At 50.0% G+C, this 13,133-nt stretch carries 11 protein-coding genes and 1 CRISPR repeat array; of the genes, 4 read left to right on the top strand and 7 right to left on the bottom strand.

The genetic code is table 11. The features are described from left to right. Positions 1–271 precede the first annotated feature (271 nt). From ACLJRS_RS08795 to ACLJRS_RS08765, 7 genes are all read right to left on the bottom strand, one after another. Positions 272–1,303, bottom strand: coding sequence for a hypothetical protein (locus tag ACLJRS_RS08795; protein ID WP_001750138.1), 1,032 nt, complete (start codon positions 1,301–1,303; stop codon positions 272–274). A 54-nt stretch (positions 1,304–1,357) separates the two neighbouring features. Further along, positions 1,358–1,894: a fimbrial protein gene (locus ACLJRS_RS08790; protein WP_001079642.1), complete on the bottom strand. Its 537-nt coding sequence runs from the start codon at positions 1,892–1,894 to the stop codon at positions 1,358–1,360. Next, the gene (locus tag ACLJRS_RS08785) at positions 1,891–2,361 is read right to left on the bottom strand and encodes a fimbrial protein (protein ID WP_000832398.1); all 471 of its coding nucleotides are present in this window, start codon (positions 2,359–2,361) and stop codon (positions 1,891–1,893) included. The genes ACLJRS_RS08790 and ACLJRS_RS08785 overlap by 4 nt, the downstream gene beginning before the upstream one ends. 14 nt (positions 2,362–2,375) lie before the next feature. Beyond that, positions 2,376–2,882, bottom strand: coding sequence for a fimbrial protein (locus tag ACLJRS_RS08780; protein WP_000178270.1), 507 nt, complete (start codon positions 2,880–2,882; stop codon positions 2,376–2,378). Between the two features lie 19 nt (positions 2,883–2,901). Further along, complete coding sequence (locus tag ACLJRS_RS08775) at positions 2,902–3,675, bottom strand: fimbria/pilus periplasmic chaperone (RefSeq protein ID WP_001044459.1); 774 nt, start codon at positions 3,673–3,675, stop codon at positions 2,902–2,904. Positions 3,676–3,687: 12 nt separating this feature from the next. Further along, positions 3,688–6,384: a fimbrial biogenesis outer membrane usher protein gene (locus ACLJRS_RS08770; RefSeq protein WP_071529822.1), complete on the bottom strand. Its 2,697-nt coding sequence runs from the start codon at positions 6,382–6,384 to the stop codon at positions 3,688–3,690. An 82-nt stretch (positions 6,385–6,466) separates the two neighbouring features. Next, a complete protein-coding gene (locus ACLJRS_RS08765) occupies positions 6,467–7,054 on the bottom strand; it encodes a fimbrial protein (RefSeq protein ID WP_000842512.1) in 588 nt (195 codons plus the stop codon). A 608-nt stretch (positions 7,055–7,662) separates the two neighbouring features. Between ACLJRS_RS08765 and mazG the strand changes: the two genes are divergently transcribed. The 4 genes from mazG (at position 7,663) to queE (ending at position 12,516) form a co-directional block, all read left to right on the top strand. Further along, on the top strand, positions 7,663–8,463 hold the full coding sequence (gene mazG / locus ACLJRS_RS08760; protein ID WP_000210451.1) for a nucleoside triphosphate pyrophosphohydrolase: 801 nt from the start codon (positions 7,663–7,665) through the stop codon (positions 8,461–8,463). A gap of 227 nt (positions 8,464–8,690) precedes the next feature. Further along, on the top strand, positions 8,691–10,328 hold the full coding sequence (gene pyrG, locus ACLJRS_RS08755; RefSeq protein ID WP_000210859.1) for a glutamine hydrolyzing CTP synthase: 1,638 nt from the start codon (positions 8,691–8,693) through the stop codon (positions 10,326–10,328). A gap of 82 nt (positions 10,329–10,410) precedes the next feature. Then, entirely contained in the window at positions 10,411–11,709 is a 1,299-nt protein-coding gene (gene eno, locus ACLJRS_RS08750; protein ID WP_000036734.1) for a phosphopyruvate hydratase, read from the top strand. A gap of 135 nt (positions 11,710–11,844) precedes the next feature. Continuing rightward, positions 11,845–12,516 carry a 7-carboxy-7-deazaguanine synthase QueE gene (gene queE / locus ACLJRS_RS08745; protein WP_001199961.1) on the top strand — a complete coding sequence of 224 codons (672 nt, stop codon included), beginning with the start codon at positions 11,845–11,847 and terminating at the stop codon, positions 12,514–12,516. 296 nt (positions 12,517–12,812) lie between these two features. After that, positions 12,813–13,085: a CRISPR direct-repeat array (repeat unit 29 nt; unit sequence GTGTTCCCCGCGCCAGCGGGGATAAACCG). Between the last annotated feature and the right edge of the window lie 48 nt (positions 13,086–13,133).

Raw genomic sequence — 13,133 nt, 5'->3', positions numbered from 1 at the left:
CGGCTCTCCGGGCCTCGCCCTAAAGGGCCGCCGTAAGTGGCGTTCACATCGGCCTTGCCAATTTGTCCTCGCTCCCCCCAGTCACTGACCAGCGTAAGCCCCGGGGATTGATGGGGGACATCCTTGTCCCCCACCGCAGGCAGCCTTCGGCTGTTCAAATTCGTATTAGACGAATTTGTCACTGCGTCGCCGCCTGCCTGCAACTCGAATTATTTAGGGTATATGAGTATAAAAGTATGCAATCGTAAACTCAGATCTATTAAGAAAAATACTATTGCCAGGGCAAAATAACTGTCACGCTGCAATTAGTATCAACGTTTATTCGTTCCCAGTTGCCGATTATTCTTCCCAGTTCGCCATTGTTGCATGCCCCCATATCACCATTCCTACATTGATAATCTACATTTGTTTTAATCCTGCTATCAGCACAAACTACATTGATCGTGCTATTTTCCAATGTATAATCGAATCCTTCACCCCACGTGACATTTTTCTCCTTATACATCAAATAAATTTTCCCTAGTTCTATATTTTCTGCCTTATCGTTATAATGAAGTTCATTATAATTTAACACGGAGTTCTTATCCAAAGACGCAGTTATGAAACCAATCGGCGATGCAACCGTATAAGTTGAATTGTTATTCGTAAAAACAGAACCTGTCCCAGAATGATATTTGTATTGACCGCATCCAGGTACCGTAAAAATAAACCCGGGATCATATAGTGGTGGCATTGTTATGTTAGAAATAACACCCGTATTAGGGGTTGGTGTTATTGCGCCTGTATTAATTACTACTGCACCACCAATCGCCATACCCTGAAAGCCACTGCCATCCATCGGGATCTCTGTTGTATATCTCATTGTTCCTGTAGCATATAATTTACTTTCGATAATTGACATGCCATTATCTGTCCTTACAGGTACAGCTTTGTCTGTGTCATAACCAGTAACAAAGCATGTTATGCCGTAATAACCAGGAAAATTACCATTGAGTAATGTACACTGGGCATCTGTATTAACTTTGACATCTGCTGTTGTATATAAATTAACTGTTATGCCACCAATAAACATAGATATGAGACTTCCATTAAGCAGGGTTGCCTCATATTTTGCTGGAATAACAGTGCTATCATGCGGCCAGCTTTTGCATTGTGAGAATTCAGCCTGTTGAGCCTGAGGTAGTACTAAATAATTTGTTGAGTCACGTATTACTAATGGTTCAATCATTACATTTTGGTTAATGGCCTGAGTTATCCCAGGATATGCAATTATACTTAGAAAAAATAATACTTTTTGATTCATTTAAATTTCCATTATTTAAATAAAATATTAGAAATGAGTATATAACTTGAGAAGTTACTGATATTCAAAACTCACTGTTGCGCTACCCGAAAATTCCCCCGGCATAACCTCTTCACCAGCGTATTTTTGCAGCCTGGCCTGCAAGTTGATGGTGGTAATCCCTTCTTTCAGCACAAAAGCTGTACCCACTGTTGCATTGATACTCACTGGTTGCTGTGCAGCCGTTTCCACGCCAATCGCAAAACCACTGGCTTCCGACGAGGGCTCCAGCGCCAGCAGTCCGGGCAGGGTACTGTCTTCAACGCCCTGAAAGGTCACCAGCACGCCGTTGGCTAGCGCTGTTTTGCAATCCTGGAGGCTAAGTTTGAATGGAACAGGAGTCGTTTGCCCGCTGGCGTCGAAATTGTCACTGCCAATAGTATGAAAATCCACCGTCGCCATCGTGTCATTATCCACTACCAGGTTACAGGCGCCGGCAACCAGCTTACCGCTGTAGTGCACATTAGGCGTGGCGGCAGGTAACGTATTGCAAACCGCCCATAACATTACGCCTCCGATCAAATGCCCGGCAGTTTGAAAAATACGGTTCATTGGTAATCCACCTGTAACGTGGCAAAAGCCTCAAAATCGCCTTCGGCAGGCTCTTTACCGGGCTGTTTTACCGGCACGGCTTTTAATGTGGGAAGCGATGACTCATCGATGGTTAGCGACGTGCCGGGAGGAAATACCGTGCCGTTCTGCTGAAGTTCAATGCTCAGCTCAGGGACATTGGTGGTTAAGGCATTTGCGGAGTAAGGCGTCGCCGTGCCCAGATAGCTCAACGTAAAAGTTAATGCGTCATCGCGAAAGCTGCTGTCGCAGGTAAGGGTCCACGGGATCTCGGTCAGGTAATTGACGCCGTCAATATTATCAATAATCACGCTACCAAAACTGACCTCCAGCGTTTCACCATTATTGATAGTACAGGCGGGCGGGTTTATCAGTTTGCCGTGAAAGGTCAAATTGTCGGCGCAGGCAAACTGGGTGATTAAAAGCGTCAGGATAAGCACCCTTTTCACTATGAATCTCTCCATCACTGGTAATCCACGACTAACGTCGCACTGGCGTTAAAATCGCCACCCGCTAACTGCGTGGTGGGCTCTTTAACCGGTACGGCTTCCAGCTCCGGCCCATTGCTGCCGCTCAGGGTGAAGTTCAGCCAATCCGTTATGCCAACCGGAACCAGTTGCTTATTGCCCGCCTGCTGAATACGGATGCCTAACCCCTGCACCGAAGTTTGCAGAACCTGCTCCCCGCTGATGGTGGTGGTGGTTCCCTGAATTTGTAGCTTCAGATAGTCACTCGCTCTGCCATCGCAGTTCAGGCTGTAGCCCACAGGTTTCGTTTGAGAAGCATCGCCAACTTTGGTGGTCAGGACATCGCCAAACTCTACGGAAGCGCCGCCTACCGTACAGGGCGGTGGTTGAGTGACGACCAGATGCAGCTCCAGTTGCACGGTTTTTGTGCCGGCAGCCTCGGTGCCGGTAACGAATCCACCGCACAGCAGCACCAGCATTTTCCAGCGAGTCAACATCGTCATAGATCTCTTTCGCACAGGATTACTTATTCGCTTTCTTCTCAGCGTCACGGGTTTTTTCCTCATTGACCTTGCAGGTATTCCCTGAGCAGGTAAAAACCAGCAGGCGATGGCCGCCGTAATCATCGACGTAGCCCACCACCGGCGAGCTGCCGAGCGAGGCACCTTTGATGGGAGAGGTCACTTTTTCACGCGGGGCAATCAGCAGGTTTTTAAAGCCGGAGGCGGTTTCGTTCTCTTTGCTACCGGCATTGCTGATGACGAGGTAAAACGGTGTGGGGTTGTCGAAGATCACACCATCGCCCTGGTAGGTCAGCGTGAGCTTCGTCTGCCACGGGTGCGTCTTATCCACCTGCCGGGCGACGGCTACCGGGCGGTAGAAAAACTTAATACGCGTTTGCAGCGCCAGCTGGAGCGTATTAGGCTTATCGCTTTTCGGCGGAATTTCCCGCACGTTGAAATAAAACAGACTTTCCCGGTCCTGCGGTAGGCTAGCCGCGGCTGGTAACGGCTGGACTTTAACCTGCCCGTCGGATTTTGGCTCAATACGCTGCAGCGGCGGCAGGGCGGTAAAATAGCGGGTATCTTTGGCGAACTTATCGTCTTCCAGCCACGCCTGTGCGAGGTAGGGCAGAGTGGCGTTGCCGTTTTTCAGCGTGACGGTGATTGAATTTTCATTGCCGTTAAAAATAACGCGGGTACGATCCGGCACAATCGCGCTGTGCGATACCAGCGGCGCAGCCAGTAATACCGAAGCGATAAGCGCCTGGCGCTTAAAATGGTTGGTCTTGTTCATTACAGGTTCCCTTTATTCCATATCCTTGCGATTCACCGCATGGTTGTCAGCCAGCGGTATGGGCGGGGTTTGAGTGGTTGTCGCCACCGGCGCGGCCGGTTGGCCATCGGTTTGCGTATGTTCCTGGATTAGCGGTTGCGCAGGCAGCGGAGAACTTTTCTGCGGTGCGGTGGGGGGCTGACCTTCCAGAATTTTGCACGGCAGCAATAGCGCGTTAGCCAATAGCTCCGGTGTAAACGTGGGCGGGAGTGATGCTTCACACTGCGCCGCGCCGTCCCAGAATACTTTCAATGTTTCCCCGGCTTTTACGCCCGCCAGCCACGCGTTGCCGTCATCGGCCACCAGGCCCAACTGCTGCTGGCGCTCGTTTTTCACTTCGGCGCCGAACGGTGGGAAGTCGCCGTCTGCCAGCCGGAAAACCGCCATCATTTTCTCGCCGCTGACCACGTCAAAGTGACGGTAGCCGATGGCGCCTTCGGTGAGCGTGATCTGCACAACCGACTTAGTAGCTTCCGCCTTCTCCGGCAATTTGTTCAGATCGATACGCGCCAGGCTGCGCGAATAGCTTCCGACATCCGCAATCACGGCCTTGCCGAAAATGTTGGTTGAGGTTGGCGAGCCGTTACCGCTAACGGGGACGTCCGCAATGCCGTCGGTATCAACCAGCAAACGTGTGCTGCCCGCTAAACTTCCCCGGTGTAGCGCGCCGCCCTGGGTGGTCAGCGTCATGCCGCCGCGCAGCGACATGCCCAGCGAACGGTACGATCCTTCTTCATAATCCGCGCTCAGATCGATGTCCGTCAGCGCGCCCTGATGGCTGTAATAACCGTCTGCCTGTGCGCCTTGTTCATCCTGCCCGACGTGAAGCTGCCAGTTATCGCCGTTCTGGCTGTGGCCGGAATAGCCGAGCTGATTACGGTGTTGACTACCGTTAAACGTACCGTTGTAGCTGATGGAATCATTGCCCCAGGGAACAGACAGCGAGATATAGACGCCATCATCTTTATCACCGTTATATTCGCTGCGATAGCCGTTCAGCGACGCACTGAGATTTTTTATCGACCCTAAGTCGAAGTACCAGGAAAGAGACAGGTTATAGTTACTCTGATCCGGGCTGTCCCAGAAGGTACTGCGTGAGTAGCTGAAATAGGCGCTCATGCCCTGTTCACGGAAGTTCTGGTTATAGGTGACCGTATAGCGTTCTTTTTCGTGACCGGCATTGAGATGATGATAGGTTTTCGCATCCAGATAGTCGCTCATGCTCATAAAGTTCTTTTCTGAGAAGCGGTATCCGGCAAAGGTTAGTCGGCTGTCGATTTCATCAAAGTCACGGGAGTAGCTGATGCGATATGAGTTACCCTGCAGCGTTTCGCCGTCAAACCCGTCGTCTTGCGGCATGTGGGCGATGGAGTGCGTAATGTCAACCGCCACCGCGCCCACCACGCCAAGATCCTTACCGCTTCCCAACGCCACGGCCTGATAGCTGCTTTCTCCAATTGCGCCGCCATATAGCGACCAGCCGTTGGTGACCCCCCACGAAGCTTCCGCCGAGGCGAATGTGCCGGTAATAGGGTGATGATCCCAGTCCTGCGGGCGGCCCAGCGCCATCTTGTAGCGCACCATGCCGGGGCGCGTCAGGAAGGGAACCGATGCGGTGTTAACGTCAAACTCCTGGGTCTGACCGTTCTGCTCTTCCACGGTGACGTGCAACGTACCGGAAACGGACTGGTTGAGATCCTGAATACGGAACGGTCCTGCGGGCACCTGCGTTTCATACAGTACGCGCCCCTGCCAGGAGACTTTGACTTTTGCATTAGAGCGCGCAATACCCACGATCTCCGGCGCATAGCCGCGCAGTTTCGGCGGCAGCATCTGATCGTCAGAAACGACGCTGGCACCGATATAGTTAAAGCTGTCGAAAACATCGGACTGGAGATAGCTTTCGCCCAGCGTAAGTTTGGCCCCGAGCGTCGGTAGTGCGCGATAGGCGTAGTAGCGGCTCCAGCTCTGATCGTGGAGAGTGGAAGTGTTCTCGTCATCGTCACGATGGTCGTAGCTGGCCTGCCAGTCGGCCCGCAGTCGCCATGCGCCCAGGTTCGCGCCTAACGTCCCGTTGCCGCTGATGCTTTGCTCTTCGCTGCCGCTTTCTTGATCGTGGCGGAGCTGATTATTAATGTTGTAATCCAGAATGATGCCGGGAATACCATTATCCCAGCGGGCGGGTGGGTCCCAGTCGACATCGCTGTATTCCATATACGCCTGGGGTAAATTCACCAACAGCGTGGAGTGCCCCAGGTCGGCCTGAAAATCCATGCCTTTCAGTGAATCTGGCGCCAGACATTGTCGTTCGCCGTGCGTTATCCAGACGAGTTTTTCCGCGAGTTCCGGCTTTATACCCAATTGCGTAACTAATTCTGGTTCTGCGCAAACCTCACTTCCTTGTGGATCATGTTCTGGAATAACCCAGTTAACAGGAAATTCCTGCGGCAGAGTCTGTCCGTTAATTTTAATTTGTAAAAGGTAGACGCCTGGCAGAATAAAACCCTTACGAGAAAACTGTGCAATGTTAACGTTATCGCGATTTTTTACATCGAGGAAATCGGTATTAAATTCGATGTCTTTGCCTGACGCGCTATAAGGGGAGACGCTTAGAAGCATTCCCACTCCGCACGCTATTGGGCAAAGAACACTTTTCCATGTGTTATTCATCAAATATATTCCGCAATAAAACTCAACAGGAATACCCTACCTAAAGCGGCAGGGTATTATCGTCGTGACTCTGTTAACTGAATTACAGGTAAGAGATAGTGACGTTGGCGGCGCTGCTGAATTCACCTGTGCCTACGGTGCCGGTTGCTGCGCCAACCAGCCAGGCGGTGAAATTCAGGCTTTGCTTCTCATCAAGAATGGTATCTCCGTCCAGGTCCGCAATGGCCTGTGTATAGGTATCACCCAGTTTGATATTGTTTTTGCCAGCATCGCCGATTGCCAGGCTTACATTGCTAATAGCGCCGGTGCCGTCAGTCTTCATCAGCGCGAGATTATCCGTGGCGCCTGTAGCCGCTGTGGTTCCACTACCTGTAGTGAATACCACATTCATATTTTTCTCGGTAGCCCAGGTACAACCCTCAAGATCGATATGAAAGGTACGGGCATTGTTGATGGTCGTTTTACCATTACTCAGCGTGCCATTACCGATACTTGAACCCATATTGACTGTTTGATCTTCCGTATCCAATGTGACGGAGCAGGGGGAGTCAACAATATTACCAAGGAAAGTGACCTTCGCTGTGTTGCTACCCGCGGCTTGAGCGCCGGAGACAATTCCCATAACTAAAGATGCAGTTACTGCCAGTTTACAAAAATGAGATGACTTCATCGTGTTATCCTTAATTAACGTGTTTTATGGCAACATTTTGTACGCGTATACCAAGGGATATGCGGCATAGAGCCATGCTGCGGGCTTTGGGTAAAAAATAGGTCATAATAAAAATATTATATTTCTACATTTTTATGAGTATATTCTTATGAGCTGAATGATCGTACCTGCTCATAGAATATTATATGTAATACTTTCAATATATTTATTTCATGTATGTTCCAGAAAAAACAAAAAAGCGGTCTTTTTTGAATATTAAACTGGCGTGCATGCTACTCGTTTTTCCGTAAAAGTGAAATAATTTATTTTTTTTTGAAAGGGAAGGCTCTTTGGGGGGGGAGGCTTATAGTGTTTGCATAATTTTTTTACTTAATTGATGTTATTTATAATGCCTGGTGCAAATATCTGTTTTTTTAATAAATTAGTTATATGATATATTATATTGTTGTGTATCGATTAATAATTTTAAAGTTATACGGGAAAGGTAGCATTCAACGCCTGTTAACAATATATTTTATTATATAGGCGTTGTCGTAGTGTCTCTGTGCGTGAATGGTTAAGAATAATACGTTACAATTGTCGCTAGTATTTACAACCGATTAAAAACCATGACAACTAACCATCAAATTGACCGTCTTCTCACCCTCATGCAGCGCCTGCGCGACCCGGAAAACGGCTGCCCGTGGGATAAAGAGCAGACCTTCGCCAGCATCGCGCCTTATACGCTGGAAGAAACCTATGAAGTACTGGATGCGATTGCGCGTGAGGATTTTGACGATTTGCGCGGCGAACTGGGCGACCTGTTGTTCCAGGTGGTGTTTTACGCGCAGATGGCGCAGGAAGAAGGCCGCTTCGATTTTAATGATATCTGCGCTGCCATCAGCGACAAGCTGGAGCGCCGCCATCCGCATGTTTTCGGCGAGCTTTCCGCGGATAATAGCGAAGAAGCATTAGTTCGCTGGGAGCAAATCAAAACGGAAGAGCGCGCGCAAAAAGCGCAGCATTCCGCGCTGGACGATATTCCGCGCAGCTTACCGGCCTTGATGCGCGCGCAAAAAATCCAGAAACGTTGCTCAAACGTGGGCTTTGACTGGACGACGCTGGGACCGGTCGTCGATAAGGTCTATGAAGAGATCGATGAGGTGATGTTCGAGGCGCGGCAGGCGGTTGTTGATCAGGCTAAACTGGAAGAGGAAATGGGCGATTTGCTCTTTGCCACGGTCAACATGGCGCGTCATTTAGGTACGAAAGCGGAGCTCGCTTTGCAAAAAGCGAACGATAAATTTGAACGTCGTTTTCGCGAAGTTGAACGTATTGTCGCAGCCAGAGGCCTGGAAATGACCGGGGTAGACCTGGAAACAATGGAAGAAGTTTGGCAGGAAGTAAAACGCCAGGAAATTGATCTCTAAAGGTTTTAGGCGGTCAAGAGCGATTTGTGTGATTTTTTAAATAACAAGCGCTTGATTTACGTCAAAAACATTTACCTCAAAGGGGCTATTTTCTCCCTCCCTGTGTGAATGTCAGCCTGACGAAGAGGAGGAATAATGAAAGTTTGTGGCGTAGGTCATGTTCGGGTATACTGCTTTCCCGTCCTGGTTATTCCATCGTCTTTTAAACCTAACTTCTCAGGTTCCGCATGACAACGAACTATATTTTTGTGACCGGCGGGGTCGTATCCTCTCTGGGTAAAGGCATTGCCGCAGCCTCCCTCGCAGCCATTCTGGAAGCCCGTGGTCTCAACGTGACCATCATGAAACTGGATCCGTACATCAACGTCGATCCGGGTACTATGAGCCCAATCCAACACGGGGAAGTGTTCGTTACTGAAGACGGCGCTGAAACCGACCTGGACCTGGGGCACTACGAGCGTTTCATCCGCACCAAGATGTCTCGCCGCAACAACTTCACGACTGGCCGCATCTACTCCGACGTTCTGCGTAAAGAACGCCGTGGCGACTATCTGGGCGCAACCGTACAGGTAATCCCTCACATCACTAACGCGATTAAAGAGCGCGTGCTGGAAGGTGGCGAAGGCCACGATGTGGTACTGGTGGAAATCGGCGGTACCGTCGGTGATATCGAATCGCTGCCGTTTCTTGAGGCGATTCGTCAATTGGCGGTAGATATCGGTCGTGAACACGCGCTGTTTATGCACCTGACGCTGGTACCTTACCTGGCGGCTGCGGGCGAAGTGAAAACTAAACCGACTCAGCACTCCGTGAAAGAGCTGCTGTCTATCGGTATTCAGCCCGATATTCTGATTTGTCGTTCCGATCGCGCGGTTCCTGCCAACGAGCGTGCAAAAATTGCATTGTTCTGTAATGTGCCGGAAAAAGCCGTTATTTCAATGAAAGATGTCGATTCCATTTATAAAATTCCAGGCCTGTTGAAATCTCAGGGGCTTGATGATTATATTTGTAAACGATTCAGCTTGAACTGTCCGGAAGCTAACCTGTCTGAATGGGAACAGGTCATTTACGAAGAAGCGAACCCGGCAGGCGAAGTGACTATCGGCATGGTCGGCAAATATATTGAACTGCCGGATGCCTATAAGTCGGTGATCGAAGCGCTGAAACACGGTGGTCTGAAAAACCGCGTTACCGTCAACATCAAATTGATCGATTCGCAAGATGTTGAAACGCGCGGCGTCGAAATTCTGAAAGATTTGGACGCTATCCTGATCCCCGGCGGCTTCGGCTATCGTGGCGTTGAAGGTAAAATCGCCACTGCGCGCTATGCGCGTGAAAACAATATTCCTTATCTGGGCATTTGCCTGGGGATGCAGGTTGCGTTGATTGAGTTCGCTCGTAACGTGGCCGGCATGGACAACGCCAACTCAACGGAATTTGTGCCAGACTGTAAGTACCCGGTTGTGGCGTTAATTACCGAGTGGCGCGATGAAGACGGTAACGTTGAAGTCCGTAACGAGAAGAGCGATCTGGGCGGCACCATGCGCCTGGGCGCGCAGCAGTGCCAGCTTAGCGATGACAGTCTGGTACGTCAGTTGTACGGCGCGTCGACGATTGTTGAACGTCATCGTCATCGTTACGAAGTCAACAATATGTTGTTGAAACAAATTGAAGCAGCGGGTCTGCGTGTCGCAGGCCGTTCCGGTGATGATCAGTTAGTCGAGATCATTGAGGTACCGAATCATCCGTGGTTCGTGGCCTGTCAGTTCCATCCGGAATTTACTTCCACGCCGCGTGATGGACATCCGTTGTTCGCTGGCTTTGTTAAAGCCGCCAACGAGCATCAGAAACGTCAGGCGAAGTAAAAAAGTTAGAACGGCGGTGCACCCTCAGCGGTGCACCGTTTGTCTGAAGTTTTAGTTTAACTAGTGACTTGAGGAAAACCTAATGTCCAAAATCGTTAAAGTCATCGGTCGTGAAATCATCGACTCCCGTGGTAACCCGACTGTTGAAGCTGAAGTACACCTGGAAGGTGGTTTCGTAGGTATGGCGGCGGCTCCGTCAGGTGCTTCTACTGGTTCCCGCGAAGCGCTGGAACTGCGCGATGGCGACAAATCCCGTTTCCTGGGTAAAGGCGTAACCAAAGCTGTTGGCGCGGTTAACGGCCCGATCGCTCAGGCTATTCTTGGCAAAGACGCTAAAGACCAGGCTGGCATCGACAAAATCATGATCGACCTGGACGGTACTGAAAACAAATCTAACTTCGGTGCAAACGCCATTCTGGCTGTCTCTCTGGCTAACGCCAAAGCTGCTGCTGCCGCTAAAGGTATGCCGCTGTACGAGCACATTGCTGAACTGAACGGCACTCCGGGCAAATACTCCATGCCGGTTCCGATGATGAACATCATCAACGGCGGCGAGCACGCTGACAACAACGTCGACATCCAGGAATTCATGATCCAGCCGGTTGGCGCGAAAACGGTTAAAGAAGCCATCCGTATGGGTTCTGAAGTTTTCCATCACCTGGCAAAAGTGCTGAAAGGCAAAGGCATGAACACCGCTGTGGGTGACGAAGGCGGCTATGCGCCGAACCTGGGCTCCAACGCGGAAGCGCTGGCTGTTATCGCTGAAGCGGTTAAAGCGGCTGGTTACGAGCTGGGTAAAGACATCACCCTGGCGATGGACTGCGCAGCATCTGAATTCTACAAAGACGGTAAATACGTTCTGGCTGGCGAAGGCAACAAAGCGTTCACCTCCGAAGAATTCACCCACTTCCTGGAAGAACTGACCAAACAGTACCCGATCGTTTCCATCGAAGATGGTCTGGACGAGTCTGACTGGGACGGTTTTGCATACCAGACCAAAGTACTGGGCGACAAAATCCAGCTGGTTGGTGACGACCTGTTTGTAACCAACACCAAAATCCTGAAAGAAGGCATCGAGAAAGGCATCGCTAACTCCATCCTGATCAAATTCAACCAGATCGGTTCTCTGACCGAAACTCTGGCTGCAATCAAGATGGCGAAAGACGCTGGCTATACTGCTGTCATCTCTCACCGTTCTGGTGAAACTGAAGACGCTACCATCGCTGACCTGGCTGTTGGTACCGCTGCAGGCCAGATCAAAACCGGTTCTATGAGCCGTTCTGACCGCGTTGCTAAATACAACCAGCTGATTCGTATCGAAGAAGCTCTGGGCGAAAAAGCACCGTACAACGGTCGTAAAGAGATCAAAGGCCAGGCGTAATCCTGCTTTTACCTCTTAACGTATAAACCCGCTTCGGCGGGTTTTTTTGTATCTGTTCAATAGCGCAGCCGCTGTGCATGACCGGGCAGACGAAATCTGCAATAATTAACGATTATCCCCTTAACAGAGAACGCTATGCAGTACCCGATTAACGAGATGTTCCAGACCCTACAAGGCGAGGGTTATTTTACCGGCGTCCCCGCTATTTTTATTCGTTTACAGGGATGTCCGGTCGGCTGTGCCTGGTGTGATACTAAGCATACCTGGGATAAACTGAGCGATCGGGAAGTGTCTCTGTTCAGCATTCTGGCAAAAACCAAAGAGAGCGACAAATGGGGTGCTGCGAGCAGTGAAGACTTGCTGGCAGTAATTAATCGTCAGGGCTATACCGCGCGTCACGTTGTCATCACCGGTGGAGAACCCTGTATTCACGACCTCATGCCGCTCACCGATCTGCTTGAAAAGAGTGGTTTTAGTTGTCAGATTGAGACCAGCGGGACGCACGAAGTGCGCTGTACGCCTAACACCTGGGTCACGGTTTCACCAAAAGTGAATATGCGCGGGGGATATGACGTGCTTTCCCAGGCGCTGGAGCGCGCCAATGAAATCAAGCATCCCGTTGGGCGAGTTCGTGATATTGAGGCGCTGGATGAACTGTTAGCCACGTTGAGCGATGATAAACCGCGCGTGATTGCTTTGCAGCCCATTAGCCAGAAAGAAGACGCGACGCGTCTGTGTATTGAAACTTGTATTGCACGTAACTGGCGGCTGTCTATGCAAACGCATAAATATTTAAATATCGCCTGATGCTCTATCAATTTTACGGACGGCCTGCCGATGCCGTCTGTGACTCATCCATTACCTTGCATTGTTTATTTTCTCTATGTGAATTTCGATGAGTGTATAAAAGCGCTGATAAATTTTTCCATAGCGATGCACGGATCACGCTATTTTGGTAAATTTAAAGAAAAAATCATTCTATGAACTTTTTTGCATCAAAATCAGCAAATTAGCTGTTCTTTAATAATTTAAATTGTTGCGATTATGTTGGTAGAATGTAATGCTGATAAAAAGTAGTTTATAAACAATGATATCCGTTTAGTGTGTTCCCCGCGCCAGCGGGGATAAACCGTGCTGGCGGCAAAAGAACTCGCTAAATGGGAAGTGTTCCCCGCGCCAGCGGGGATAAACCGCAGTGCGGCAGCGCGCAATCGAGACACGCCATGTGTTCCCCGCGCCAGCGGGGATAAACCGTCATGCTTTCGACTAAATACTACCGCGACAACGTGTTCCCCGCGCCAGCGGGGATAAACCGAAAATAACAACATTATCAGTGTGAAAAGTCTCGTGTTCCCCGCGCCAGCGGGGATAAACCGAAAATAACAACATTATCAGTGTGAAAAGTCTCGTGTTCCCCGCGCCAG

The organism is Salmonella sp. SAL00670 (assembly GCF_046552235.1).
Classification (GTDB): domain Bacteria; phylum Pseudomonadota; class Gammaproteobacteria; order Enterobacterales; family Enterobacteriaceae; genus Salmonella; species Salmonella enterica.
Note: the sequence above shows the minus strand (reverse complement) of the source record. Positions and strands in the feature narration are given on the sequence as shown.

Excerpts from the sequence above, each read along its gene's own strand:
- ACLJRS_RS08780 (WP_000178270.1), bottom strand. The coding sequence starts at position 2,882 with ATGACGATGTTGACTCGCTGGAAAATGCTGGTGCTGCTGTGCGGTGGA.
- ACLJRS_RS08765 (WP_000842512.1), bottom strand. The coding sequence starts at position 7,054 with ATGAAGTCATCTCATTTTTGTAAACTGGCAGTAACTGCATCTTTAGTT.
- ACLJRS_RS08790 (WP_001079642.1), bottom strand. The coding sequence starts at position 1,894 with ATGAACCGTATTTTTCAAACTGCCGGGCATTTGATCGGAGGCGTAATG.
- mazG (WP_000210451.1), top strand. The coding sequence starts at position 7,663 with ATGACAACTAACCATCAAATTGACCGTCTTCTCACCCTCATGCAGCGC.
- ACLJRS_RS08795 (WP_001750138.1), bottom strand. The coding sequence starts at position 1,303 with ATGAATCAAAAAGTATTATTTTTTCTAAGTATAATTGCATATCCTGGG.
- ACLJRS_RS08770 (WP_071529822.1), bottom strand. The coding sequence starts at position 6,384 with ATGAATAACACATGGAAAAGTGTTCTTTGCCCAATAGCGTGCGGAGTG.
- queE (WP_001199961.1), top strand. The coding sequence starts at position 11,845 with ATGCAGTACCCGATTAACGAGATGTTCCAGACCCTACAAGGCGAGGGT.
- ACLJRS_RS08775 (WP_001044459.1), bottom strand. The coding sequence starts at position 3,675 with ATGAACAAGACCAACCATTTTAAGCGCCAGGCGCTTATCGCTTCGGTA.
- eno (WP_000036734.1), top strand. The coding sequence starts at position 10,411 with ATGTCCAAAATCGTTAAAGTCATCGGTCGTGAAATCATCGACTCCCGT.
- pyrG (WP_000210859.1), top strand. The coding sequence starts at position 8,691 with ATGACAACGAACTATATTTTTGTGACCGGCGGGGTCGTATCCTCTCTG.